Origin of the sequence: Stappia indica (genome assembly GCF_001696535.1) — a bacterium.
In the GTDB taxonomy this organism is placed as follows: Bacteria; Pseudomonadota; Alphaproteobacteria; order Rhizobiales; family Stappiaceae; genus Stappia; species Stappia indica.
The window spans coordinates 68,951-93,305 of sequence record NZ_MBQE01000001.1 but is presented as its reverse complement, the minus strand read 5'-3'; the positions used below and the strand labels follow the sequence as shown (position 1 = coordinate 93,305).

Below are 24,355 nucleotides of genomic sequence, written 5' to 3'. Positions count from 1 at the left end.
CAGGCGCGAAACGGTCTCCCGTTCCGCGCCTGCTGCAGTGCCAGGTGTCCAGCGTGAGGACGGTTCAGGCCTCGGTCTTGCCGCGCAGGAACCGGACGATGCCGGAAAAGTCCGTGTTCGCGTCGCCGCCATTGCAGAAAAGATTGTAGAGGGCCGCGGCCTCGGCACCGAGCGGCGTGGATGCGCCGCTGGCATGCGCCGCTTCCTGTGCCAACTTGAGGTCCTTGAGCATCATTGCTGCCGCAAAGCCCGGCTGATAGTCGCGATTGGCCGGCGACGTCGGAACCGGCCCCGGCACCGGGCAATAGGTCGTCAGCGACCAGCATTGGCCGGACGCCGTGGAGGAAATGTCGAACAGCTTCTGCGGGTCGAGACCGAGACGCTCGGCGAGAACGAACGCCTCGCAGGTGCCGATCATCGAGATGCCCAGCAACATGTTGTTGCAGATCTTCGCGGCCTGACCGGTGCCGGCGCCGCCCGCGTGCACGATCGTCTTGCCCATCACGTCCAGATACGGACGGGCCGCCTCGAACGCCGCATCCGGACCGCCGACCATGAAGGTAAGCGTACCGGCCGAGGCGCCGCCGACACCGCCGGACACCGGCGCGTCGACCATCGGCATGCCGGCCTTCTCGGCAGCGGCCGCAACAAAGCGCGCACTTTCGACGTCGATGGTCGAGCTGTCGATGAGCAGCGTCCCCGGGCGGGCATGGGCCAGGATGCCGTCCTCGCCGGCATAGACCTTGCGCACATGCGCCCCTGCTGGAAGCATGGAGACGATCACATCGGCGTCGGAGGCCAGTTCCGCGAGATTGTCCGCCGTCTTGCCGCCAGCCTCGACGAGGCGCGCCTTCGCCTCCGCCGAAAGGTCGAGGCCGCGCACCTCGTGCCCCGCCTTGACCAGATTGGCGGCCATCGGACCACCCATGTTCCCAAGCCCGATAAACCCGACCTTTGCCATAAGCACTTCTCCCTTTTCCGCCCCGACGGCGGCACAATCACTCCCACCCGCGGCAGAACGCGGACCTAGCAGTTCAAGCGATCCGGAGCCGGCCTCCCTGCCCCGGGCCGCAATCTTGCGCGATCAGCGTCGCTGCTCTCTCTCGCTGAGGTAGAGCAGGATGAGGTAGATCGCGATGGTCGTCAGATAGAAGGCAATCTCGTACGGGCGCCGCCCGAAGATGTCGGCGAAGAGCGTGTGCATCACCACCTGGGTGAGCGCCCGGGTCAGCCACATGACCGTGCCCCAGGACACGGTCAGCCACAGGCCGATGGCCGCGACCAGATCGAGAACACCGAAGAAGACCGTCGCTGCCTGCCATTCGACGGGCATTTCCCAGAACCATTGGCCGCGCCAAGGCGAGAAGCCGACAATGCGCGCCCAGTGGATCAGGCCGCTGAAGATCAGCAGCACGGCAATGGCCCGCAAGTACCAGACAAGCGTCACGGACCAGGCCGGCCTGTGCTTCAGATAATCCAGAAACAGCGTGGTCATGGACGAACCTTTCTGCTCCGCCCGGGCGCCTTAAGATTCCCGGGCAGACGACATCACACATCGAGATCGCCGCCGACGGGCATCTCGAAATGCGCCAGGATGTCCGCTTCGGTCACATCGGCCAGTTCGGCGGGCGACCACTTCGGCGCATTGTCCTTGTCGACGATGACCGCACGCACACCCTCGTAGAAGTCGGCGCCCTGGAGGATATGGCAGACGATGCGGTATTCGAGGCGCATGCAGGCCTCGAAGTCGAGGGTGGCGCCGCGGCGGAGCTGCTGGAACGCAAGCATCACGCTGGTCGGCGACTTGGACCGAATTACGGCCGCCAGATCGCCGGCCCACCCGGCATCCGCACCCTCCGCCTTGGCAGAACGCTCGTCGAGCGCAGAGAGGATCTCGGCAACCGATCCGCGGCCGAAGATGTCGGCGATGGCCGGCGCACGCGCGGCAAGCGGCGCCTCTCCGGCGTCGTGACGTGCCGCGTAGCGCGCGATCGCTCCGTCGACATCGCCGGTTTCGGTCAGCTCGCGGGTCAGCTCTTCCATGTCGGCGGCAGCGATGCCGTGGGTCAGAATGCCGGTCCACAGGCAGTCCGCCTGCTTCAGCCGGCCCGCAGACAAGGCCGCCATCATGCCGGTCTCCTGCGGCATGCGCGGCAGGAACCAGGACCCACCGACATCCGGGAAGAAGCCGATTCCCGTCTCCGGCATGGCGAAAGTGGTGCGCTCGGTGCCGACGCGGTGGCTGCCGTGAACGGATACGCCGACGCCGCCGCCCATGACGATCCCGTCGATCAGCGCGACATAGGGCTTGGGAAAGCGCTTCACGCGCACATTGAGGCGGTATTCGTCGCCGAAGAACTGAGCGCGCGTCGGATCGCCCGACATGCCCTGATCGTAGATCTTGCGGATGTCGCCGCCGGCGCAGAAGGCGCGGTCGCCGGCACCACGCACGATCACATGGCCAATGGCATCGTCGATCGCCCAGCGTTCCAGCTGGTCGATCATATCCAGCACCATTCCCTGCGTCAGCGCATTGAGCGCCTTCGGACGGTTCAGGGTCACAACGCCGGCACGGCCGATCCGCTCAAACAGGATCTCGGGTTCGCTCATCAAGTATCCTCAACAAATTCGCCAGAAGTCTCGTCTTATTCCAAACGCCGACGGAACATCGCGCGCAAAAATACGGTCGCCCCGTCAATCTTTCAGGAGGTCTCGAGCGATGATCACACGCATGATCTCGTTGGTACCTTCCAGAATCTGATGCACGCGGACGTCACGCAGATAACGCTCCACCGGATAGTCACGCAGATAGCCGTAACCGCCGTGCAATTGCAACGCCTCGTTGACGACGGAGAAGCCCACATCGGTTGCCATGCGCTTGGCCATGGCCGCCATGCGGGTGGCATCCGGCGTCTTCGCGTCGACCAGGGTCGCCGCCTTGTGGAGCAGCAGGCGGGCCGCCTCCAACTCCGTCGCCATGTCGGCAAGTCGGAACTGCAGCGCCTGGAATTCGGCCAGCGGGCGCCCGAACTGCCGGCGCTCCTTCAGATACGCGATGGAGCGGTCAAGGCAGCTCTGTGCCGCCCCGAGCGAGCAGGCGCCGATGTTGAGACGCCCACCGTCGAGACCCGCCATGGCGATGCGGAAGCCTTCGCCTTCCTCACCGATCCGGTTCGCGACCGGCACCCGGCAATCCGAGAAGTTCACCTGCGCGGTCGGCTGGCTCTTCCAGCCGAGCTTGACCTCCTGGGCGCCGAAGCTGAGGCCGGGCGTGTCCTTCTCGACCACGAGGCAGGTGATACCCTTGGGGCCCTCTCCTCCGGTGCGCACCATCACGACATAGACGTCCGATACGCCCCCGCCGGAGATGAAGGCCTTCGAGCCGTTCAGCACATAATGATCGCCGTCGAGCGCCGCGCGCGTGCGCAGGCTCGCCGCGTCCGATCCGGATCCCGGCTCCGTCAGGCAATAGCTGGCAAAGCGCGCCATCGAACACAGGTCGGGGAGAAACCGCTCGCGCTGCTCCTGCGAGCCGAAGCGGTCGATCATCCAAGCGGCCATGTTGTGGATGGAGATATACGCGGCCGTCGAGGTGCAGCCTGCGGCCAGTTCCTCGAAGATCACCGCCGCATCGAGCCGCCCGAGCCCAGACCCGCCGACATCGTCGCCGACATAAATCCCGCCGAAGCCGAGTTCGGCCGCCTTGCGGAGCGTCTCGACCGGAAAGAACGACTTCTCGTCCCACTCCGCGGCGTGCGGTTCCATCTCGTCGCGCGCAAACTGGCGAGCGACATCCTGAAACGCACGCTGGTCTTCCCCGAGTGCAAAATCCATTGTCAGCCTCCTCCCAGAGCCCTGTCGCGACGCGAGGCCGCACAGCCCCGATCTCCCGACGGTAGATTGCTGGATTATCCAGCCCCCGGGCCTGCGTCAATCCGGCCAAGGGTCAGAGCCTCCGGCAGGCTTCCGATTGGCCCCGTCACAGTGCTAGGGTCCGCCCAAACCGATCAACACCCCTGCAGGGAAGTCCAGATGACCGCTCACCAGCGCCCCACACCGAAGGCCCACGACGTCGACAGCATCGTCGGCGGACGCCGCATGCGCCGGAACCGCCGCACGGATTGGTCGCGCCGGATGGTGCGCGAGAACACGCTGACGGTCGACGACCTGATCTGGCCGCTGTTCCTCACCGAGGGCACCGGCATCGAGCAACCGGTTCCGTCCATGCCCGGCGTCATGCGCTACAGTGTCGACAACATCGCTCGCCAGATCGAGGAAGCCGCGGAGCTGGGGATTCCCGCAGTCGCGCTCTTCCCCAACACCGATCCCTCGCTACGGGATGCCGACGGTTCGGAAGCTCTCAACCCGGAAAACCTGATCTGCCGCGCCTGCCACGCCATCAAGGATACCGGCCTGCCGATCGGCATCGTCACCGATGTGGCGCTCGACCCTTACACCAGCCACGGCCATGACGGCCTGATGAAGGGCGAAACGATTCTCAACGACGAGACAGTGGCCCAGTTGGTGGCACAGGCGCTGCTGCAGGCCGAGGCCGGGGCCGACGTCATCGCACCGTCCGACATGATGGACGGGCGTATCGGCGCGATCCGCGCCGGGCTCGACGCCGCCGGCTATCGCGATGTCCAGATCATGTCTTATGCGGCGAAATATGCGTCCGCCTTCTACGGTCCGTTCCGAGACGCGGTAGGGACTAACGCGACGCTCGTCGGCGACAAGCGCACCTACCAGATGGATCCGGCCAACAGCGACGAGGCGCTCCATGAGGTCGCACTGGATCTGGAAGAAGGCGCCGACATGATCATGGTCAAGCCGGGCATGCCCTATCTCGACATCATCCGCCGGGTGAAGGACACGTTCGAGCGGCCGACCTTCGCCTATCAGGTGTCCGGCGAATACGCGATGATCATGGCTGCGGCCGGAAACGGCTGGCTCGACGGCGAGCGCGCCATGATGGAGAGCCTGATGGCCTTCAAGCGCGCCGGCGCAGACGGGGTTCTGACCTATTTCGCCCCGCGCGCAGCGCGCAAGCTCAAGGGACTCGACTGACCAGAACCGGTCCTGCCCCGCTCAGGGCAGGATCTGCGGCCCGCGCGGCGGGCGCGCCATGAGGCTCGCAAGGTCCTCCAGTGCTCGCCGGTAAACATCTTCGCCGGCAATGCTGCCGAGACACAGGCGCACCGCTTCCGGTGCGCCGCGTGGCTCGGCGGCGAAGAAACGCGCCGGCGCAACACGTACGCCAAGCGCCTCAGCTTCCGCCGCGAACGCATCGGCCAACCACCCACCCGCAAGCTCCAGCCAGGCCAACCCGCCCTGCAATGCCTCCGGCTTGAGCTGCGGAAAAAACTGCTGCGCGATTGCGGCCCTTTCAGAAATCCCCAGGCGCACCTTCGCCAACCGGGCCTCAAACCCGCTGTCGGACAGGATATGCGCGGCGACCCGCGTCAGCAGTGGCGACACCATCAGACTGAGTGCGTTCTCGACCGCGAGAATCTGACGCGCAAGCGGTCTGGGCGCTGCGACGAAACCGACGCGCAGGATCGGCGCAACGCATTTTGAAAGACCCGTGACGAGCACCGTGCTGCCCGGAAGAAATTCCGAGACCCCGGTACGCGCGTCCTCTTCTGCCAGGAAATCGTAGATTCTGTCCTCGACAACCACGACGCCATGGCGTGCGGCGACCTCGGCGAGTTGCTCACAGCGCCGGGCCGACATCCTTCGCCCTGTCGGATTTTGCGTCGAGGGCATGAGAAAGACGCAGGCAATGTTGGAGCGCCGGCACAAGGCCTCGAACGCCTCCGGGTCCATCCCCTCGTCATCCATCCTCACAGGATGGAGCCGCGCGCGGGCAGCGCTCGTCGCACTGATCACCCCCGGATAGGTGAGCGCATCGCAAGCGATCCCGCCGCCATTTTCGGTGAGAGCCAGAAAGGTGGATGCAATCGCCGCCTGCGCCCCGGCCGTCACCACGATCTCGTCGACGTTCAGCTCTCTGCCTATCGGGCTGAGGAAGCGCGCCGCGATGTTCCTGATCTCTTCGTCCTCTCCGGGCGTGAGATAGGCCAGCGGCATGCCTCCCTGCGCAAGCTCCGTCTGGGCGGCGGCCAGCGCCGCGGCGATCAGCGCCGAGGCGTCTTCGATCAGGAAGCTGTTGACGGCGAGATCGGCGATATCGTCACGCCCCCTTCCGCCAGGCTGGGGAAAGGAAAGCTTGCGGTCGCCCGAGGTTATGAATGTGCCGCGGCCCACTTCGCCATGCGCGAGGCCCGCCAACTCGAGCGCCCGATAGGCGCGCGCAACGGTTCCCGGTGCGCAGCCAAGCTTCCACGCGGCTTCGCGAATCGGCGGCAGACGGTCGCCGGGCGCCAGCAGACCTCGCTCGACGCAGGAGCGCAGATGCGTCTCGAGCGAACGTACCGTGACCGGCTCGTCGAGGCCGGAGGGGATGTCTGGCAATATTGTCACAAGAACAATGTTACGATTGTAACACGAATTGTTTCAAGTCAATTCTGCCGGCGAAACACAATCGCGATCCAGCCGGTCGCCCTGATGAAGTCGCTGCCAGATGCCCTCCGATCTCCTGATGCCGATTGCCCAGTTCGGGCTGCTTGCCCTTTTCGTCTCCGCCATGGTCGGCTCTCCCGGCCCCGCGAACATGGCCCTGATGGCGAACGGCATCTCCTTCGGCGCGCGCCCGGCCGTCCCGTTCATGCTGGGCCAGATGTCCGGCTTCCAGGTCATCTACTGGATGAACGTCGCCGGGCTGTTCGCGCTGCTGAAGAGCGCTCCGGAGGTCTTCGAGATCCTTCGGCTTCTGTGCCTCGGGTACATTCTCTATCTTGCGTGGGTGATCGTCCGCAGCCCGGTGCGTGGAGGCGTGAAGGCCGACCGCATCCCCGGCTACGGGCGCGGTTTCTGGGTGCATCCGCTGAACCCTAAAGCCTACGCGATGCAGATCGCCGGGATCAGCCAGTTCGTTTCGGCGGAGCGCTACTTCGCCGATGCACTGGTCCTGTCGCTGACATTCTTCTGTCTCGGCGGCTTTCTGAACGGCCTTTGGCTGCTCGCCGGAAGCTGGCTGCGCAGCAATGCCGGCGGCACCAGACTGCTCAACGCACTGCGGATCGCCTTGGCCGGCCTGATGGTCGGCTCCACCATCCTGAGCTTGCAAATGATCCCTGCTTGATGGCAGGTGAGCGGACCTTTTCCGCAGCTTCAGGCCCTCCCGATGCAGGTATCCCTCGAGACGATCACTCAGGCGGCAGCACTCATCCGCGGGGCCGTGATGCGGACCCCGTGCCTGCCGGCACCGAAGCTGTCGCTGCTGACCGGCGCTGATATCTTCGTCAAATACGAGAACCTGCAGGTCACCAACGCGTTCAAGGAGCGCGGTGCGCTGGTGAAGCTGTCGTCGCTCGCCGACAGCGAACGCAAGCGTGGTGTCATCGCCATGTCGGCCGGCAATCACGCACAGGCCGTTGCCTATCACGCCGCCCGCCTCGGTATTCCCGCCACCATCGTGATGCCGGAGCCCACCCCCTTCGTAAAAGTCGCCGCAACGCGCGGTTACGGCGCCCGCGTGGTGCTGGCCGGCGAGGTGCTGGCAGATGCGCAGGCCGAGGCAGAGCGTATCGCCAATGAGGAAAATCTCGTCTGGGTTCACCCCTATGACGATGCGGCGATCATTTCCGGCCAGGGCACGATTGCGCTGGAAATGCTGGAGGACCAGCCGGATCTCGACTGCCTCGTCGTTCCGGTTGGCGGCGGCGGACTCATCTCCGGCATGGCCGTTGCTGCGAAGGCTCGAAAGCATGGGATCGAGGTCGTCGGCGTCGAGGCGGCGCTTTACCCCTCGATGCTCGGCGCATTGCGCGGAGAAGCGGTCACCTGTGGTGGAGCGACCCTTGCCGAGGGCATCGCCGTCAAGAATGTCGGCCGCCTGACGCTGGAGATTGTCCGCCAGACCGTCGACGACATACTGCTTGTCGACGAAGCCACGCTGGAGCGCGCGGTGAACGCCTATCTGACCCGGCAGAAGACGATGGCCGAGGGCGCGGGCGCGGCCGGCCTTGCCGCCCTTCTCGCCTATCCGGAGCGCTTTGCCGGCAAGCGTGTCGGCCTTGTCTTGTGCGGCGGCAATATCGATCCCCGGCTGCTCTCATCCATCATGGTGCGCGAACTGGCGCGCGAGGGACGGCTGTTGTCGATCCGCATCACCACAGCCGACCGGCCGGGCATCCTCGGCGAGATCTCGACGCTGATCGGCCGGCTGGGCGGCAACATCCTCGAGGTTTCGCATCACCGGTTGTTCCTGAACGTTCCGGCCAAGGGCACGACCCTCGATGTCACCATGGAAACGCACGACCCGGACCACGCAGGCCGCATCCTGTCTGCGCTGGAACAGGCCGGGCACTCGGTCCGCACGCTGGATCTCGGCGAATCGCGCATCTGAGGCGGCGGCGCGCGTCACGGCTCCCGGGGCATTTGACATGGGCCGCCATCGTCACCACCTGCAAGGGTAACAAGGAGCACGCCGCCAATGCAGGACCGCAGCGCACAGGGCATCGACGACATGAACGACGGACGTGGCGTGAGCGGACTGGATCCGCGCCTCTTCGACAGCGTGCGCACCAATCGCATCATCGCTTTCCTCATCGATGCGGCGGTCATCATTGCGCTGACGCTGGCCGGCGGCTTGCTGCTGCTGTTTCTCGGGCTGTTCACGTTCGGCCTCGGCTGGCTGCTGTTCCCGGTTCTGGGACCGGGTGTCGCGCTCGCCTATGTCGGCTTCACGCTTGGCGGTCCGCACAGCGCCACTCCCGGCATGAGGGCCATGGGCCTGACCATGCGGATGCTGAACGGCCGGCGTCCGGACATCCTGATCGCGGCGATCCACGCGCTGCTGTTCTGGTTCTCCGTCAGCCTTCTGACGCCGTTGATCCTGCTCGTGAGCTTCTTCAACGCCGAAAAGCGGCTGCTGCACGACATCGTTCTCGGAGTGGCCGTGGTGAACCGCGGACGCGCAATGGATTGACCGGAATTTCCACCCGGCAAGCAAAACCATTTCGAACAACCAGCGGTGGATGACCCCTTTGCCGCTTTGCTTAAGCCCCTCGGCCCGTTAAAAAAGCACATGACGCGCGCTGCGCCGCACGCGCCCGCGTGCGTCCCGAACGAGGAGATGGGCCCGACGCATGCTGCCTGCCGATCCCGCGATGCTGCTGACCTTCGTGGTGATCGTGGTCACCGTCGTATTGTATGCGATGGAGCGCCTCGCACTCGAAGTGGTCGCACTCGGCTCCGTCGTCGCCTTCCTGCTGATTTTCACCTTCTTCCAGCCGGCTGACCCGTCGGTCACGGTCAGTGCATCCGAGCTGCTCTCGGGCTTCGCCAATCCTGCGCTCGTCACTGTCATCTGCCTGCTGATCGTCGGCCAGGGTCTGTTCCAGACGGACGCGCTGGAAAAACCGGCCAAGATCATCGTCGACGCCACGCGCAAACGGCCAATTCTGGCAGCGGTGCCGATACTGATTGCGGTGGCAGTGATCAGCGGCTTCCTGAACAACACCCCGGTCGTGGTGATGTTCCTTCCCATCCTCTCGGCAGTCGCCGCTGCCCAGGGCAAGCCGGCCGGTCGCCTGCTGATGCCCCTATCGTTCATCGCCATTCTCGGTGGCATGACGACCCTGATCGGCTCGTCCACCAACCTTCTGGTGGCCGATGTGGCGGCCCGAACGAGTGATGTCCGGCTCGGTTTCTTCAGCTTCACCGGGATCGGCGTGATCCTCGCCAGCGTCGGCATTCTCTACGTGCTGGTGGTGATGCCGTTCCTGCTGAAGCCGCGCCGATCGATGGCGGAGGAGATGCAAGTCTCCTCGGGCAAGCAGTTCATTGCTCAGATCGCCATCACCGCCGGCCACCCGCTGGAGGGCGTCACCTCCGTCGCCGGGCTCTTCCCTGCACTAAAGGACATGACGGTCCGGCTGGTGCAGCGCGGCGAGCGGCCCATCCTGCCGCCGTTCGAGAACGTCACCCTGATGCCCGGCGACACCGTGATCGTCGCGGCAACCCGCAACGCGCTGACGACCGCCCTTTCGCAGCGCCGGCCGCTGATGGCGACCGAAAGCGAAGAGCCATCGGATGTCGAGACGTCGGCGCCGCAGCGCTCCCTCACCCTCGCCGAAGTGGTGGTTGCGCCCGCCTCGCGCCTTTCGGGGCGTACGATCGCGCAGAGCGGCTTTCACAGCGAGACGGATTGCGTGGTTATGGGCGTCCAGCGACGGTCTCGCATGCCGCGCATGGCGATGACCGAGATCCGTCTGGAACCGGGCGACGTGCTGCTGGTGGCCGGTCAGTCCACCGCCATCCAGAAGCTGCGGACGAACCGCGACGTTCTCCTGCTCGACTGGTCGGCGGCCGAGCTGCCGCCACGACGGCTGGCGCCGAGAGCGCTGGCGATTTTCACGATAATGGTGATTGCGAGCGCCAGCGGCCTTGTTCCCATCGTGACGGCCTCGATCGCCGCGACCTTCGCCATGGTGATGTCCGGTTGCCTCAACGTGCGCCAGGCGCTGCGCGCCGTGGACAGCCGGATCTTCATGCTGATCGGCGCGTCGATCGCCGCCGCAACCTCCCTCGAGGTGACAGGCGGAGCAAAGACCATCGCCGACCTTCTGGTCATGGTGCTGGAGGGTCAGCCGCCGATGATCATGTTGTCGGCGCTGTTCCTGCTGGTGATGCTGCTGACGAACGTGCTGTCGAACAACGCCACGGCCGTCCTGTTCACCCCCATCGCGGTGAACATGGCGATCCAGAGCGGCATGCCGGTGGAGGCGTTCGTGACCTGCGTCATCTTCGCCGCCAACTGCTCCTTCGCGACGCCCATCGGGTATCAGACCAACCTGATCGTCATGGGCCCCGGCCACTACCGCTTTTCGGATTTCATCGTCGCGGGAGCTCCGCTTGCCTTGCTCCTTTGGCTGACTTTTACTTTTGTTGCGCCCATATATTATGGATTCTCGATGCTCTGAGACGCGCTGAGCGGGAAGGACGGACTTGACGCGACATCCGACCGACACACCGCAGTTCTACCTGACGGCGCCCTCGCCCTGTCCCTACCTGCCCGGCCGGCAGGAGAGAAAGGTCTTCACGCATCTCGTGGGATCAAGGGCGCAGGTCCTGAACGACGTGCTGACGCAGGGCGGGTTCCGGCGCAGCCAGAACATCGCCTACCGACCGGCCTGCGAGAATTGCCGTGCCTGCATCTCGATCCGGGTGCGGGTCGACGACTTTCGCTGGACCCGCTCGTTCCGCCGCCTGTGGAAGCGCAATGCCGACATCGTCGGCTCGACCAGCGAGCCGGCGCCCTCCTCTCAGCAATACGATCTCTTCCGCCGCTATCTCGATGCTCGCCATGCCCATGGCGGCATGTCGGACATGACCGTCCTCGATTACGCGATGATGGTCGAGGACACGCATGTCGAGACGATGCTGGTGGAATATCGCCGGCGCGGACCCGACACGTTTCTCAATGGCCGGGGCACAGGTCCGTTGCTGGCCGTCGCCCTGACCGACCGGCTGAGCGACGGCCTGTCGATGGTCTATTCGTTCTTCGATCCCGACGCGCAGAGCCGCAGCCTCGGCACTCACCTCATTCTCGATCACATCGAGAGAGCGCGGGCGCTGGGTCTGCCTTACGTCTATCTCGGATACTGGGTGAAGGGATCGCCGAAGATGGACTACAAGGCGCGCTATCAGCCGCAGGACCATCTGGGGCCGCGTGGCTGGTTTCCCGCATCTTCACCTGACGACGACCCGGTCGACTGACCAGGTCACGCTAGGCGCTGCACGCGTCGACCTGCGCACGGACAGCCGTGAAGACGTCGCGAAACATCTCGCGCGTCAACCTGCCGGTATTCGTGTTGTAACGGGAGCAGTGATAGCTGTCGAAAAGCGTGAGGCCGGGACGCACGTCGTGCCGCGCGTTGTGCCCGAAGGCATGGGCAGCACGCCGAAGACCCAAGGCCGACAGGGTGGCGTCGTGAGCGATGCGGCCGAGCGCGACCACGGCAACCAGAGACGGAAGAGCGTCGATCGTCTGCGTGAGAAACGGCAAACACGTCCGGATCTCCGGGCCGGTCGGCTTGTTCTCCGGCGGGACGCACCGCACGGCGTTGGTGATGGCGGCGTCGACCAGTTCCAGACTGTCGTCCGGCCGGGCTTCGTACTGGCCACGCGCGAAGCCGAAATCGACAAGCGTCTCGTAGAGCAGATCGCCGGCATAGTCGCCGGTGAAGGGGCGTCCCGTCCGGTTCGCCCCTCTCAGACCGGGCGCAAGGCCAACGATAAGCAGCCGCGGCCCGGGCGCCGCGAACGTGCGCACGGGTGCATTGTACCAGTCAGGCTGCGCCGTCCTGTGCTTCTCGCGGAATGCCACGAGCCGCGGACAGGACGGACAATCCTTCGCCGGGTTCGGCAGATGCAGCACGCTCACCGGTCTCTCAATAGTCGTCGTCTTCGTCTTCTTCCACGTCGCGGCGCGGAGCGGGACGCGGGGTGCGTTCGGACGGGTCGCGGCCGACCTTCTTGGTGAGCGTGGCCAAGTCGATGAAATGGTCCGCCTGGCGCCGCAGATCGTCGGCGATCATCGGCGGCTGGGTCTGCAAGGTGGAGACGACGCTTACCTTGCGTCCCTTGCGCTGCAATGCCTCTACCAGGGGACGGAAGTCGCCATCGCCCGAGAACAGGACGATGTGGTCGACATGTTCGACGATCTCCATGGCATCGACGGCCAGTTCGATGTCCATGTTGCCCTTGATCTTGCGGCGGCCGGTCGAGTCGACGAATTCCTTCACCGGCTTGGTCACGACCTTGTAGCCGTTGTAATCAAGCCAGTCGATCAGCGGACGAATCGACGAATACTCCTGATCTTCAATCAAGGCGGTGTAATAATACGCCCTCAAGAGATATCCGGTCTTCTGGAATTCCTGGAGAAGCATTTTATAATCGATGTCAAAACCGATGCTGCGCGCGGTGGAATACAAATTCGCGCCATCGATAAACAACGCCACCTTCTCTCGCGGGTCGAACATTTCGCAGAATACCTTTCGTTGCAATGCAGACGATCGACGGCCCCGGATAAAGAAGAGATACCCCGGGAAAATATCTAGAGTTGCCCTTCAACGCGGGTTCGCCCACCGCGTCAGGAGATAAAGGCTGTACTCCGCACCGTTTTCGGATCGACCTGCAAGCCGGATTTCCATCCGGTTTCCGTGCCCAAGGGATGCATTCCTGCAAGCATCCCCTTGTTTTTGCTTTGGGCGGTATACTCGACCGCCGTTTAGTAGTTCCACCTACACCATTTTACCACACAACGGCAACTGAGCTTTGGCAGGTTTCCAAAAGGAGTCTACAGGAAATCATGGCGAAATTAGAAACGTGATTAAAAAACAAAACTGTAGCGCGATACCGAGCAAGGCTTGCGTCTTGCGGTGCAACACAGTACATATCGCCGCTTGCTGATAACAGTTTAAATGGAGCATACCCATGGCGCGCGTGACAGTCGAAGACTGCATCGACAAGGTCGAGAACCGCTTCGAACTGGTGCTGCTTGCGAGCCATCGGGCGCGGATGATCTCGAACGGTTCGCCGCTGACCATCGATCGCGACAACGACAAGAATCCTGTCGTGGCGCTGCGTGAGGTCGCCGAACAGACCGTCAGCCCCGAGGATCTGAAGGAAGATCTGATCCACTCGCTGCAGAAATATGTCGAGGTCGACGAGCCGGAGGCGGATGCCGTGCCGATGGTTCCGAACACCTCGTCGCAGAATCAGGGCGGCACCGAGGTGAACGCCGTAGACGACAGCGCTGTCGAGTTCGACCGCATGTCCGAGGAAGACCTGCTGCGCGGTCTCGAAGGCCTTGTTCCGCCGGAGCGCAAGGACGATATCTGAACGGAGACGTCCGGCGGCATCCGGCCGCCGCACCACGTCGTGCGGTCGTCTGTCGCGGCGTCCCCTGGGGCAGCGGCACCGGCCGGCCGCACCGATGTGTGAGGCGTTTCCGCAATGATGCGGCAATACGAGCTGGTCGAGAAAGTCCAGCGGTACAATCCGAACGCCGACGAGGCGCTGCTCAACAAGGCCTATGTCTATGCCATGCAGAAGCATGGCAGCCAGAAGCGCGCCTCGGGTGATCCCTACTTTTCCCACCCTCTCGAAGTCGCCGCGATCCTGACCGATCTGCGGCTCGACGACGCGACCGTTGCCGTTGCCCTGCTCCACGACACGATCGAGGACACGACGGCAACACGCGACGAGATCGACCGCCTGTTCGGGCCCGAGATCGGCAAGCTGGTCGACGGCCTGACCAAGATCAAGCGCCTCGACCTCGCCTCCAAGAAGGCCAAGCAGGCGGAGAACTTCCGCAAGCTCCTCCTAGCCATCGCCGACGACGTGCGCGTGCTTCTGGTGAAGCTCGCAGACAGACTCCACAACATGCGCACGCTCCATCACATGCCGGAGCACAAGCGCGGGCGGATCGCCGAAGAGACGATGGAAATCTATGCGCCGCTTGCCGGACGCATGGGCATGCACGACATGCGCGAGGAGCTGGAGGACATCGCCTTCCGGACCCTCAATCCGGACGCCTTCGCGACGATCACCGACCGCCTGACCGCGCTCCGTGAGAAGAACAAGAGCCTGATCACCGACATCGAGCACGACCTGATGTCGCGGCTGGAAGAGCGCGGCATCGCCGCTCTCGTCAAGGGACGCGAAAAGCGGCCCTATTCGATCTTCCGCAAGATGCAGTCGAAGTCGATCGCCTTCGAGCAGCTGTCCGACATCTACGGCTTCCGCGTCGTCGTCGGCACCGTCGAGGCCTGCTATCGGGTGCTCGGCGTCGTCCACACGACCTGGCCGGCCGTGCCCGGCCGGTTCAAGGACTACCTGTCGACGCCCAAGCAGAACGACTATCGCTCGATCCACACGACGGTCGTCGGTCCGAGCCGACAGCGTGTAGAGCTGCAGATCCGCACCTCCGCGATGGACCGCGTCGCCGAATACGGCATCGCCGCGCACGCGCTTTACAAGGACGGAGAGCTCGGCGGGCGCAACATCAACAAGCTCAACGACGAAAGCCGCGCCTATGAATGGCTGCGCCGGACCATCGAACTTCTGTCGCAAGGCGACACGCCGGAAGAGTTCCTCGAGAACACCAAGCTGGAGCTCTTCCACGATCAGGTGTTCTGCTTCACTCCGAAGGGACGGTTGATCGCCCTGCCGCGCGGCGCAACGCCCATCGACTTCGCCTATGCCGTTCACACGGACATCGGCAACACCTGCGTCGGCGCCAAGGTCAACGGCCAGATCATGCCGCTGGTCACGGAGCTGCGGAACGGCGACGAAGTCGACATCATCCGCAGCCAGGCGCAGACGCCGCCGCCGGCCTGGGAGACGATCGCCGTCACCGGCAAGGCACGCGCGGCCATTCGCCGCGCCACGCGCGAGAACGCCCGCCAGCAATACGGCTCGCTCGGCCAGCACATCCTGGAGCGGGCGTTCCGGCGCGCCGGGCATGCCTTCAGCGAGGAGCGTATCGAAGGGGCGCTGCAGTCGCTGGGCTATGGCAGCTTGGCCGACCTGCTTGCCGCGGTCGGCCGCGGGGAAATTCGCGCCCACGAGATCGTGACGGCACTGCATCCGGAGTACAAGGACGACCGTCTGCCCAATCAGCTACAAGCTGGCGAACCAGGCTGGTTCGATCTGGAAGCGGCCAGCGGCATGAAGTTCCGGATCCCGGATGGCGAGGATCCGCGCACCGGCGCAAATTCGCTGCCCATTCGCGGCCTGGCGGGCGACCTGCCGGTGTCCTTTGCGCCCGACGGAGGCGCGGTGCCTGGAGATCGGATCGTCGGCATCCTTACACCGGGCGTCGGCGTCACCATATATCCGATACAGTCGCCTGCACTGCAGGCCTTCGAGGACGAGACCGACCGCTGGCTCGATGTCCGCTGGGACATGGCCGGAGACAAGCGCGAGCGCTTCCCGGCACGGATCAACGTCTCGGCGCTGAACGAACCTGGATCACTTGCGACCATCGCCGCGACCATCGCTGAACTGGGTGGCAATATCGACAACCTGAAAATGCTGAGGCGGGCCACAGATTTTCACGAAATCCTTATCGATCTTGAGGTATGGGATCTGAAGCATCTGAACCGCATCATGAATCAGCTCAGGACGCAGGCGAATGTGTCCAGCGTGGTGCGCGAGATCGGTTGACCTGATCGCCCCTTGCCGGCAGGCAGACACAAGGATTTGAAGACCAGGCATGCTTTTCAAACGCCGCGACAAGCCGTCCCATCTCGAGCGTTTGCGCGTGGCCGTCTGGCCGCGACACAGCTTCGCTCGCTCTGCCCGCTACTTTTCCAAGCGGGTATTGCGGCTGACCGCGAGCCCGCACGCCATCGCCATGGGTTTTGCTGCAGGCGCCTTTGCATCCATCACGCCTTTCATCGGCCTCCATTTCCTGCTGAGTTTCGTGATCGCCTTCGTCGTCGGCGGCAACATGGTCGCCGCCGCCCTCGGCACCGTGGTCGGCAATCCCCTGACCTTCCCCTTCATCTGGGCTTCGACCTACAAGGTCGGCTCGATGATCCTCTATGGAGAGGCGAAGGAACTGGACCACACGGCCATCGACAAGCATCTGGACGGAGGCTTCCTGGAGAAGTCGCTCGACACGCTTCTGCCCTTGATCAAGCCGATGCTGGTGGGGGCAGTTCCCCTTGGTCTGATCACGGCGGCGTTCTTCTATTTCCTGGTGTTCTACAGCGTACGCGCCTACCAGCGAACACGCCGCCTGAAACTCTCCTCCCGCAAACTGCCAGCCGCCGTAAAGGCAGCTGCCCGCGACGTCGACGCCTGAGGCTTTTCAGCACGCCTTTGCAGAGCTGTTTACCGTTGAAGGTGCGGCGTCGAAGCCACATAGTGTCGCTCCACCGCACTCTTCCGGCACTGTCAGCCACCCTTCCCGGGAGCCTCTCATGACCACCAAGCGCCTGCGTCTCGGCGTCAACATCGACCACGTCGCCACTATCCGCAATGCACGCGGCGGCCGCTTCCCGGACCCGGTTCGCGCAGCAGAACTTGCGGCCAAGGCCGGCGCGGACGGCATCACCGCGCATCTGCGCGAGGATCGCCGGCACATCTCCGATCATGACATCGCGCGGCTGAGCCGCGAGATCGACCTGCCGCTCAACTTCGAGATGGCAGCGACCGACGAGATGCTCAAGATCGCGCTTGAAGCTCGCCCGCACGCGGCCTGCATCGTGCCGGAAAAGCGCGAGGAACGCACGACGGAAGGCGGCCTCGACGCGCACGGCCAGCGCAACCACCTGAAGCCGATCATTGCCGAGCTCAGCGACAACGGTACGCGCGTCTCGCTGTTCATCGAAGCGGACACGCTTCAGCTCGATGCAGCGGCGGCATTGGGCGCGCCGGTGGTGGAACTGCATACCGGACGGTATTGCGATCTGCACAATGACGGCGACGCGGACGGCGCAGCGCGCGAACTCGCCCGCATCCGCGAGGCGGTGGCGCACGGCACGTCACTCGGCCTGGAGGTTCATGCCGGCCACGGCCTCGCCTTCGATACGGTGGAAGGCGTCGCTGCGATTCCGGAGCTGGCCGAACTGAACATCGGTCATTTTCTGGTCGGAGAGGCGATCTTCATCGGCCTGGAAGCCGCGATCCGCGAGATGCGCCGCCTGATGGACAAGGCGCGAGGCAGCTGATCCACAGGACGCGCGGCATGTATTCGTCGCGCCCATCGCTCCGCAACACGAATGCCTTTGCATTGCGTCAATTCGGGCGAGCCGGTACAAGCCTTGGAGACAAGGCGGAATCCCCTCCCCGAGCCTTGACGGTCTTCAGCGGAAGCCCGACTCCGGCGAGGGTGTCCCATGAGTGCCGCCACCCTGCGGTAGGCCTCGGCAAGTGACCGTCACGAAGGAAGAAATGAGCGTGTCCGACGAAAACAAGAGCAAGGAAGGCGGCCTTTACGAGACGGTGAAGGTGCTTGTGCAGGCGCTTCTGCTGGCCCTCGTGGTCCGGACGCTGCTTTTCCAGCCGTTCAACATCCCCTCCGGGTCGATGATGGATACGCTGCTTGTTGGCGACTACCTGTTCGTCTCCAAATACAGCTATGGCTATTCCCAGTATTCGTTCCCTTACGGCCTGGTTCCGATCGAGGGGCGCATCTGGGCGGCCGAGCCCGAGCGCGGCGATGTTGCTGTCTTCAAGCTGCCGAAAGACACGTCCGTCGATTACATCAAGCGCGTGATCGGCCTGCCTGGCGACGAGATCCAGATGATCGACGGCGTGCTGCACATCAACGGCACGGCGGTCGAGCGTACGCAGATCGACGACTTCATCACCACCGACCAGTTCGGAAATGTCCGCCGGGTACCGCGCTTCCGCGAAACCCTGCCCAACGGCGTGTCCTACGACACGCTCGATCTGACGCCCCGCGGGACCTGGGACAATACCGGCGTGTACAAGGTGCCGCCCGGCCACTATTTCATGATGGGCGACAACCGCGACAATTCGACCGACAGCCGCGTGCTGTCCGCCGTCGGCTACGTTCCGTTCGAGAATTTCGTCGGCCGCGCCGAGATGCTGTTCTTCTCGGTGGACGAGGACGCCTCGGCCTGGATGTTCTGGAAGTGGCCCTGGACCGTGCGCGGCAGCCGTCTGTTCAAGCTGCTTTGAGACAGGCAGCCTAGAGACACCGACATGAGCTCCGATGTACAGAAAAAGGCCGAGGCGCAACTTCAGAAGCGCCTCGGCCATGATTTTCGCGACAGCGATCTGCTGTCGCGCGCCCTCACCCATGGCAGCGCGACCGCGCGCAGCGGCCCGGCGACAAGCTACCAGCGGCTGGAGTTTCTCGGCGATCGCGTGCTGGGCCTTGCCGTCGCCACGATGCTGCACAAGAGCTTTCCAAAAGCGGAGGAAGGCGAGCTTGCACGGCGGCTGAATCAGCTGGTGCGCAAGGAAACCTGCGCGGAAGTTGCCAGGGACCTGAAGCTCGGCGATGCCATTCGCCTTGGCGAGAGCGAGGCGCAGACCGGCGGCAAGCGCAAGATGGCGATCCTTGCCGATGTCTGCGAGGCAGTGATTGCAGCCGTCTATCTGGACGGCGGGCTCGAGGCGGCGCAAACTCTCATCGAGCGGCACTGGGGGCCGCGCATGACCGGCTACAATGGCCCGCTGCGCGATGCCAAGACCATGCTGCAGGAATGGGCGCAAGGGCGCGGCAAGGCCGCCCCGCGCTACGTGATGACGGAGCGCAGCGGTCCGGACCATGCGCCCAACTTCACCGTGCAGGTGGAGATCGACGGATACCAGCCGGCGACAGGCACCGGCGGATCGAAACGGCTCGCGGAACAGCGGGCGGCAGAGACGGCTCTCCTGCGGGAAGGCGTCTGGACGGAGACGGATATCAAGTGAGCAACAGCGACCAGGCCCCGACCGAGGGCACCGGCATGTCCCCCGAGACGAACGAGACCGCCACCAGGGCCGGCTTCGTCGCGCTGATCGGGGCACCGAATGCCGGCAAGTCGACCCTGCTCAATGCGCTTGTCGGCGTGAAGGTCTCCATCGTGACCCACAAGGTCCAGACCACGCGCGCCCTTGTGCGCGGCATCGCCATGCACGAGGCCTCGCAGGTGATCTTCGTCGACACGCCGGGCATCTTCCGCCCGAAGCGCCGGCTTGAGCGCGCCATGGTCGACACGGCCTGGGGCGGTGCGCGCGAGGCGGATGTCGTTGCCCTGCTGATCGATGCGCGCAAGGGCATCGACGATCAGGTCGCCAGCATCCTGGAACGGCTGGCCGACGTGAAGCTGCCGAAGTTGCTGATCCTCAACAAGATCGACGTCACCAGGCGCGAGAAACTGCTGGAGCTGGCGCAAAAGGCCAACGAGATCGTCCAGTTCGACAAGACCTTCATGGTGTCGGCCGTAACGGGATCTGGCCTCGACGACCTGATGGAAGATCTGGCCGAGCGCGTCCCGCCGGGCCCCTGGCTCTATCCCGAGGACCAGGCGTCGGATCTGCCGATGCGGATGCTGGCGGCCGAGATCACCCGAGAAAAGCTGTTCCTGCGCCTGCACCAGGAACTGCCCTACATGTCGACGGTGGAAACCGAAGCCTGGCAGCAGCGCAAGGACGGATCGGTCCGCATCGAACAGACGATCTATGTCGAACGTGACAGCCAGAAGATGATCGTACTCGGCCAGGGCGGACGCACCATCAAGGCGATTTCGCAGGCCGCCCGGGGCGAGATCGCCGAGGCTGCGGGCTGCCCGGTCCACCTTTTCCTCTTCGTCAAGGTACGCGAGAACTGGTCGGATGACCCCGAGCGCTACCGCGAAATGGGCCTTGAGTTCCCCCGGTAAAGCATACGAACCTTATCGCGAGCCTCTGGAGTTTACGCCTTCAGAGCTCGCAAAAGAGCAGCCGATGGAAAAACAGCCCCCGAAAAACCTGATTTTAACGATCATCCAAGTCTTATTTTGTTACTTGTCGCTACAATTTATAATTGACTTAGCATTAAATATAATTTTTGGAAAATCCATATTCGCACTAATTTATCAGGCATCCGGCATCTCACAAGGCCTTCTTGGAGACGCCGACACCTCCACGCTGAAATTTTTCTACCTTACGAGCGTCGCAATAACGTCTGCTTGTTGGATCACGCTTTTTGCGAGCCGATTTCTCCGACCCGCTGGCGTATTCATCATGCCGTATGGCTTCGAGATTTTAATGACCCTCGGATTAATACTTTTGAATATATTCATACTATCATGCATATCTAATCTGGAATCGATGAATTACGCTTCATGGGATCGAAATCCCGAGATATCTCGTCTTCTGCTCTATGGATCTGGTACATTTGGTTCGTTGATGATGACATACGGCTGGCTTGGATTTGTTCATTTGGCTTTCTGGGGCAGTGAGAAGGAGAGGAATTATTGGGACGTGATGATGCGTGCTTACGCGTTCATGAAACTCCCACACGAAAAATAGGAACCCGAGCAATACCCTCTACCGGTCGGCATCGCTCGCGGCGCTGCCGGTTTGCCGTCTTTGCATCACCCGTTTGTCTCGGGTAGTCCTTTCTCCTGTCCCCGCCCCCCGGCAACGAGAACCGCAACAGAGATGGAATGGAGCGCTGACGGCATCATCCTGGCGACGAGGAAACACGGCGAAAGCAGCCTGATCCTCGAAGCGATGACGCGCGAGCGCGGCCGGCATCTGGGCCTCGTACGCGGCGGGCGCAGCCGGCGCATGCAGGCAGCGCTGCAACCGGGAAACCGCGTCGGCCTCGTCTGGCGGGCCCGTCTCGACGATCACCTCGGCCTCTATGCCATCGAGCCGCTGGAGCTACGCGCCGCCCAGCTGATGACCAGCTCGACCGGCGTCTACGGCATCCAGGCGCTTGCGGCCCTGCTGCACTTCCTTCCCGAGCGCGATCCGCATCCGCAGCTTCACGACGGGCTCGAGGCGATCATCGCCCATCTGCACGAGCCACTGGTCGCCGGCGCGCTGATGGTGCATTTCGAGCTGCAGGTCCTTGCCGAACTCGGCTTCGGGCTGGACCTGACGGAATGCGCGGCAACGGGACGCTGCGACGACCTGATCTACGTGTCCCCGAAATCGGGACGCGCGGTCTGCCGCGAGGCGGGGCTTCCCTATGCCCCTCGCCTGCTGCCCCTGCCGCCATTTCTTGCACCAGAAGCCTCCCCCTCGCGCGTGGACGGCATGCCTTCCGAGCTTTCAGGACGGCTTCCGGATCGACAGGCGCTGGAGGATGCCTTCCGCCTCACCGGCTACTTTCTCGACCGGCACGTTCTCGCCCCGCGCCTGCTTCAGATGTCGCCTGCGCGAGACGGGTTCGTGGAGGCAATCCGGCGCCACCTTCAAGAGGCGGAAAGCGGCTGAAAACCGCCATCGGCGGCGCCTCGCGCATTGCTTCGGGCGGCGAATGCCTGTAGCGAATGAAACATGGGAAAAGACCTGATTCCGCCAGGTGGCATTGAGCCTGTCGACCTTCGCTCGGCGCTCGAGGAGCGCTACCTCTCCTACGCGCTGTCGACCATCACCCATCGTGCGCTGCCGGATGTGCGTGACGGGCTGAAGCCGGTCCACCGCCGGCTTCTCTACGCGATGCGGCTGCTCAAGCTCGATCCGAATGCGGGCTTCAAGAAGTGCGCCCGCGTCGTCGGCGACGTGATGGGTAAGTACCACCCGCATGGCGACCAGGCGATCTACGACGCGCTGGTCCGCCTGGCTCAGGATTTTGCCGTTCGCTATCCGATGGTCGACGGCCAGGGCAACTTCGGCAATATCGACGGCGATAGCGCGGCGGCCATGCGCTACACCGAAGCGCGCCTCACCGACATCGCCGTGCGCACCCTCGACGGGCTGGACGAGGATGCGGTCGACTTCCGCGAGACCTATGACGGGCTCGACAAGGAGCCCATCGTCCTGCCGGGCGGATTTCCCAACCTGCTGGCCAATGGCGCAGCCGGTATTGCCGTCGGCATGGCGACCTCGATTCCGCCGCACAATATCGGCGAGCTTTGCGCTGCCGCGCAGCATCTGATCAAGACACCCGGCGCCTCGACCGCGGAGTTGCTGCAGTTCGTCCAGGGGCCGGACTTCCCGACCGGCGGCATTCTGGTGAAGAGCGATGCCGCCTACCTGGAGGCCTACGAGACCGGCCGCGGTGGCTTCCGCGTGCGCGCCCGCTGGGAGGTCGAGGATCTCGGCCGCGGCACATGGCAGGTCGTGGTCACGGAGATACCCTATCAGGTCCAGAAATCGCGGCTGATCGAAAAGATCGCGGAGCTGCTGCAGGCCCGCAAGCTGCCGCTGCTGGACGACGTACGCGACGAGTCCGCCGAGGATGTCCGCCTTGTCCTCGTCCCGCGCAGCAAGAACGTCGATGCGGCACTCCTGATGGAGTCGCTGTTCAAGCTGACCGACCTGGAGAGCCGCTTCTCGCTCAACATGAACGTCCTGTCCGGCGGTCGCATTCCCATGGTCATGGGGATCAAGCAGGCCCTGCAGGAATGGCTCGACCACCGCAAGGACGTTCTGGTGCGGCGCTCGCAGCACCGGCTGGCCCAGATCGAGCACCGGCTGGAAGTGCTGGGCGGCTATCTGATCGCCTATCTCAATCTCGACGAGGTGATCCGCATCATCCGCGAGGAGGACGATGCCAAGGCCTCGCTGAAGGCCGCGTTCGACCTGACGGACGTCCAGGCGGAAGCCATCCTCAACATGCGCCTGCGCTCTCTGCGCAAGCTCGAGGAAATCGAGATCCGCAAGGAGCACGACAAGCTCACGGCGGAGCGCGACGAGCTGTTGACGCTGCTCGGCTCCGAGGCGCGACAGTGGACGAAAATCGGCAAGCAGATCGCCGAAATGGCGAAGGCCTACGGCCCCGAGACGCCGCTCGGCAAGCGCCGCACGACCTTCGGCGACGCTCCCGAACACGATCTGACGGACATCCACCAGGCGATGATCGAGAAGGAGCCGATCACCGTCGTCATCTCGCAAAAGGGCTGGATCCGCGCGCTCAAGGGGCACCAGAGCGACCTGTCGTCCCTGTCCTTCAAGCAGGACGACAGCCTGAAGCTGCACCTCCTGGCAGAGACCACGGACAAGCTTCTCGTCTTCACGACGGGCGGCAAGTTCTTCACCCTCGGCGCCGACAAGCTGCCGGGGGGGCGCGGCCACGGCGAACCGATCCGCCTGATGGTCGACATGGAGGAAGGGCAGGACGTCGTCGACGTGTTCGTCTATCGCGGCGACCGCAAGCTTCTCGTCGTCTCCGACGAGGCGCGCGGCTTCGTGGTCAACGAAGCCGACGTCATCGCCAACACGCGCAAGGGCAAGCAGGTCCTCAACGTCACGATGCCGACGGAAGCACGGCTTTGCGTTGCCGCCGAGGGCGATCAGGTGGCGATCATCGGGCGCAACAGGAAGCTGCTCGTCTTCCCGCTTGCGCAGGTTGCGGAAATGTCGCGCGGACGCGGTGTGCGGCTGCAGCGTTACCGCGATGGCGGCGTCTCCGACGTGACGGTGTTCAAGTCCGAGGAAGGCCTCTCCTGGGTCGACTCGTCCGGGCGCAGCTTCAACCGCAAGATGGAAGAATTGACGGACTGGCGCGGCGACCGGGCGCAGGCCGGGCGCCTGCCGCCCAACGGCTTCCCGCGCACGAATACGTTCGGGCGCCGGACGCTCTGAAGTTTCCGAGGAGCGATCA

The 24,355-nt window shown here is 63.9% G+C and carries 23 protein-coding genes; 16 read left to right on the top strand and 7 right to left on the bottom strand.

Annotation, left to right across the window (positions count from 1 at the left end):
• Positions 1–64: 64 nt before the first annotated feature.
• The 4 genes from mmsB to BBX35_RS00435 form a co-directional block, all read right to left on the bottom strand.
• Entirely contained in the window at positions 65–961 is an 897-nt protein-coding gene (mmsB, locus tag BBX35_RS00450; protein ID WP_067214783.1) for a 3-hydroxyisobutyrate dehydrogenase, read from the bottom strand.
• A gap of 123 nt (positions 962–1,084) precedes the next feature.
• Positions 1,085–1,495 (bottom strand): DUF6163 family protein, encoded by a 411-nt coding sequence (locus BBX35_RS00445; protein ID WP_067214781.1) that lies wholly within the window; start codon positions 1,493–1,495, stop codon positions 1,085–1,087.
• Positions 1,496–1,548: 53 nt separating this feature from the next.
• Positions 1,549–2,610: an enoyl-CoA hydratase/isomerase family protein gene (locus BBX35_RS00440; protein WP_067214779.1), complete on the bottom strand. Its 1,062-nt coding sequence runs from the start codon at positions 2,608–2,610 to the stop codon at positions 1,549–1,551.
• An 84-nt stretch (positions 2,611–2,694) separates the two neighbouring features.
• The gene (locus BBX35_RS00435; protein ID WP_067214776.1) at positions 2,695–3,834 is read right to left on the bottom strand and encodes an isobutyryl-CoA dehydrogenase; all 1,140 of its coding nucleotides are present in this window, start codon (positions 3,832–3,834) and stop codon (positions 2,695–2,697) included.
• A 264-nt stretch (positions 3,835–4,098) separates the two neighbouring features.
• On the opposite strand from BBX35_RS00435, the gene hemB reads away from it, so the two are divergent.
• The gene (hemB, locus tag BBX35_RS00430; RefSeq protein ID WP_244271581.1) at positions 4,099–5,067 is read left to right on the top strand and encodes a porphobilinogen synthase; all 969 of its coding nucleotides are present in this window, start codon (positions 4,099–4,101) and stop codon (positions 5,065–5,067) included.
• A gap of 21 nt (positions 5,068–5,088) precedes the next feature.
• Here hemB and BBX35_RS00425 read toward each other — a convergent pair whose 3' ends face one another.
• On the bottom strand, positions 5,089–6,474 hold the full coding sequence (locus BBX35_RS00425; RefSeq protein WP_141687789.1) for an aminotransferase-like domain-containing protein: 1,386 nt from the start codon (positions 6,472–6,474) through the stop codon (positions 5,089–5,091).
• A gap of 109 nt (positions 6,475–6,583) precedes the next feature.
• On the opposite strand from BBX35_RS00425, the gene BBX35_RS00420 reads away from it, so the two are divergent.
• From BBX35_RS00420 to BBX35_RS00400, 5 genes are all read left to right on the top strand, one after another.
• Positions 6,584–7,204, top strand: coding sequence for a LysE family translocator (locus BBX35_RS00420; protein WP_067214769.1), 621 nt, complete (start codon positions 6,584–6,586; stop codon positions 7,202–7,204).
• A 42-nt stretch (positions 7,205–7,246) separates the two neighbouring features.
• Positions 7,247–8,470: a threonine ammonia-lyase gene (locus BBX35_RS00415; protein ID WP_067214767.1), complete on the top strand. Its 1,224-nt coding sequence runs from the start codon at positions 7,247–7,249 to the stop codon at positions 8,468–8,470.
• A gap of 87 nt (positions 8,471–8,557) precedes the next feature.
• Positions 8,558–9,052 carry an RDD family protein gene (locus BBX35_RS00410; RefSeq protein WP_244271543.1) on the top strand — a complete coding sequence of 165 codons (495 nt, stop codon included), beginning with the start codon at positions 8,558–8,560 and terminating at the stop codon, positions 9,050–9,052.
• A 160-nt stretch (positions 9,053–9,212) separates the two neighbouring features.
• Complete coding sequence (locus tag BBX35_RS00405) at positions 9,213–11,048, top strand: SLC13 family permease (protein ID WP_067214766.1); 1,836 nt, start codon at positions 9,213–9,215, stop codon at positions 11,046–11,048.
• A 25-nt stretch (positions 11,049–11,073) separates the two neighbouring features.
• Positions 11,074–11,844: an arginyltransferase gene (locus BBX35_RS00400; RefSeq protein WP_067214763.1), complete on the top strand. Its 771-nt coding sequence runs from the start codon at positions 11,074–11,076 to the stop codon at positions 11,842–11,844.
• A 10-nt stretch (positions 11,845–11,854) separates the two neighbouring features.
• On the opposite strand, the gene BBX35_RS00395 is transcribed toward BBX35_RS00400, so the two are convergent.
• Positions 11,855–12,511, bottom strand: coding sequence for a uracil-DNA glycosylase (locus BBX35_RS00395; RefSeq protein WP_067214762.1), 657 nt, complete (start codon positions 12,509–12,511; stop codon positions 11,855–11,857).
• A gap of 7 nt (positions 12,512–12,518) precedes the next feature.
• Entirely contained in the window at positions 12,519–13,109 is a 591-nt protein-coding gene (locus tag BBX35_RS00390) for a LabA-like NYN domain-containing protein (RefSeq protein ID WP_067214759.1), read from the bottom strand.
• Between the two features lie 454 nt (positions 13,110–13,563).
• Between BBX35_RS00390 and rpoZ the strand changes: the two genes are divergently transcribed.
• The 10 genes from rpoZ to parC all read left to right on the top strand — a co-directional run bounded on the left by rpoZ (position 13,564) and on the right by parC (position 24,336).
• Positions 13,564–13,971: a DNA-directed RNA polymerase subunit omega gene (rpoZ, locus tag BBX35_RS00385; protein WP_067214757.1), complete on the top strand. Its 408-nt coding sequence runs from the start codon at positions 13,564–13,566 to the stop codon at positions 13,969–13,971.
• A gap of 114 nt (positions 13,972–14,085) precedes the next feature.
• A complete protein-coding gene (locus BBX35_RS00380; protein ID WP_067214754.1) occupies positions 14,086–16,299 on the top strand; it encodes a RelA/SpoT family protein in 2,214 nt (737 codons plus the stop codon).
• 49 nt (positions 16,300–16,348) lie between these two features.
• Positions 16,349–16,942 carry a DUF2062 domain-containing protein gene (locus BBX35_RS00375; protein ID WP_067214751.1) on the top strand — a complete coding sequence of 198 codons (594 nt, stop codon included), beginning with the start codon at positions 16,349–16,351 and terminating at the stop codon, positions 16,940–16,942.
• A 118-nt stretch (positions 16,943–17,060) separates the two neighbouring features.
• Complete coding sequence (locus BBX35_RS00370; RefSeq protein ID WP_067214750.1) at positions 17,061–17,810, top strand: pyridoxine 5'-phosphate synthase; 750 nt, start codon at positions 17,061–17,063, stop codon at positions 17,808–17,810.
• 223 nt (positions 17,811–18,033) lie between these two features.
• Positions 18,034–18,786, top strand: a complete 753-nt coding sequence (gene lepB / locus BBX35_RS00365) for a signal peptidase I (protein WP_067214747.1) — start codon at positions 18,034–18,036, stop codon at positions 18,784–18,786.
• Positions 18,787–18,810: 24 nt separating this feature from the next.
• Positions 18,811–19,527, top strand: a complete 717-nt coding sequence (rnc, locus tag BBX35_RS00360; protein WP_067214745.1) for a ribonuclease III — start codon at positions 18,811–18,813, stop codon at positions 19,525–19,527.
• A gap of 35 nt (positions 19,528–19,562) precedes the next feature.
• Positions 19,563–20,477, top strand: a complete 915-nt coding sequence (gene era / locus BBX35_RS00355) for a GTPase Era (RefSeq protein ID WP_067217969.1) — start codon at positions 19,563–19,565, stop codon at positions 20,475–20,477.
• Positions 20,431–21,108: a hypothetical protein gene (locus BBX35_RS23270; RefSeq protein ID WP_141687788.1), complete on the top strand. Its 678-nt coding sequence runs from the start codon at positions 20,431–20,433 to the stop codon at positions 21,106–21,108. Before era ends, BBX35_RS23270 begins: the two co-directional genes overlap by 47 nt.
• A 132-nt stretch (positions 21,109–21,240) precedes the next feature.
• Positions 21,241–22,023: a DNA repair protein RecO gene (gene recO / locus BBX35_RS00350; protein ID WP_067214742.1), complete on the top strand. Its 783-nt coding sequence runs from the start codon at positions 21,241–21,243 to the stop codon at positions 22,021–22,023.
• A gap of 63 nt (positions 22,024–22,086) precedes the next feature.
• Positions 22,087–24,336, top strand: coding sequence for a DNA topoisomerase IV subunit A (parC, locus tag BBX35_RS00345; RefSeq protein WP_067214739.1), 2,250 nt, complete (start codon positions 22,087–22,089; stop codon positions 24,334–24,336).
• Positions 24,337–24,355 lie beyond the last annotated feature (19 nt).

Coding starts and splice junctions, on each gene's coding strand:
- rnc (WP_067214745.1), top strand. CDS start 18,811: ATGAGCTCCGATGTACAGAAAAAGGCCGAGGCGCAACTTCAGAAGCGC.
- BBX35_RS00390 (WP_067214759.1), bottom strand. CDS start 13,109: ATGTTCGACCCGCGAGAGAAGGTGGCGTTGTTTATCGATGGCGCGAAT.
- lepB (WP_067214747.1), top strand. CDS start 18,034: ATGAGCGTGTCCGACGAAAACAAGAGCAAGGAAGGCGGCCTTTACGAG.
- BBX35_RS00440 (WP_067214779.1), bottom strand. CDS start 2,610: ATGAGCGAACCCGAGATCCTGTTTGAGCGGATCGGCCGTGCCGGCGTT.
- parC (WP_067214739.1), top strand. CDS start 22,087: ATGGGAAAAGACCTGATTCCGCCAGGTGGCATTGAGCCTGTCGACCTT.
- recO (WP_067214742.1), top strand. CDS start 21,241: ATGGAATGGAGCGCTGACGGCATCATCCTGGCGACGAGGAAACACGGC.
- BBX35_RS00445 (WP_067214781.1), bottom strand. CDS start 1,495: ATGACCACGCTGTTTCTGGATTATCTGAAGCACAGGCCGGCCTGGTCC.
- BBX35_RS00415 (WP_067214767.1), top strand. CDS start 7,247: ATGCAGGTATCCCTCGAGACGATCACTCAGGCGGCAGCACTCATCCGC.
- BBX35_RS00410 (WP_244271543.1), top strand. CDS start 8,558: ATGCAGGACCGCAGCGCACAGGGCATCGACGACATGAACGACGGACGT.
- mmsB (WP_067214783.1), bottom strand. CDS start 961: ATGGCAAAGGTCGGGTTTATCGGGCTTGGGAACATGGGTGGTCCGATG.
- era (WP_067217969.1), top strand. CDS start 19,563: ATGTCCCCCGAGACGAACGAGACCGCCACCAGGGCCGGCTTCGTCGCG.
- BBX35_RS00370 (WP_067214750.1), top strand. CDS start 17,061: ATGACCACCAAGCGCCTGCGTCTCGGCGTCAACATCGACCACGTCGCC.
- BBX35_RS00375 (WP_067214751.1), top strand. CDS start 16,349: ATGCTTTTCAAACGCCGCGACAAGCCGTCCCATCTCGAGCGTTTGCGC.
- BBX35_RS00420 (WP_067214769.1), top strand. CDS start 6,584: ATGCCCTCCGATCTCCTGATGCCGATTGCCCAGTTCGGGCTGCTTGCC.
- BBX35_RS00435 (WP_067214776.1), bottom strand. CDS start 3,834: ATGGATTTTGCACTCGGGGAAGACCAGCGTGCGTTTCAGGATGTCGCT.
- BBX35_RS00405 (WP_067214766.1), top strand. CDS start 9,213: ATGCTGCCTGCCGATCCCGCGATGCTGCTGACCTTCGTGGTGATCGTG.
- hemB (WP_244271581.1), top strand. CDS start 4,099: ATGCGCCGGAACCGCCGCACGGATTGGTCGCGCCGGATGGTGCGCGAG.
- BBX35_RS23270 (WP_141687788.1), top strand. CDS start 20,431: ATGACCCCGAGCGCTACCGCGAAATGGGCCTTGAGTTCCCCCGGTAAA.
- BBX35_RS00380 (WP_067214754.1), top strand. CDS start 14,086: ATGATGCGGCAATACGAGCTGGTCGAGAAAGTCCAGCGGTACAATCCG.
- rpoZ (WP_067214757.1), top strand. CDS start 13,564: ATGGCGCGCGTGACAGTCGAAGACTGCATCGACAAGGTCGAGAACCGC.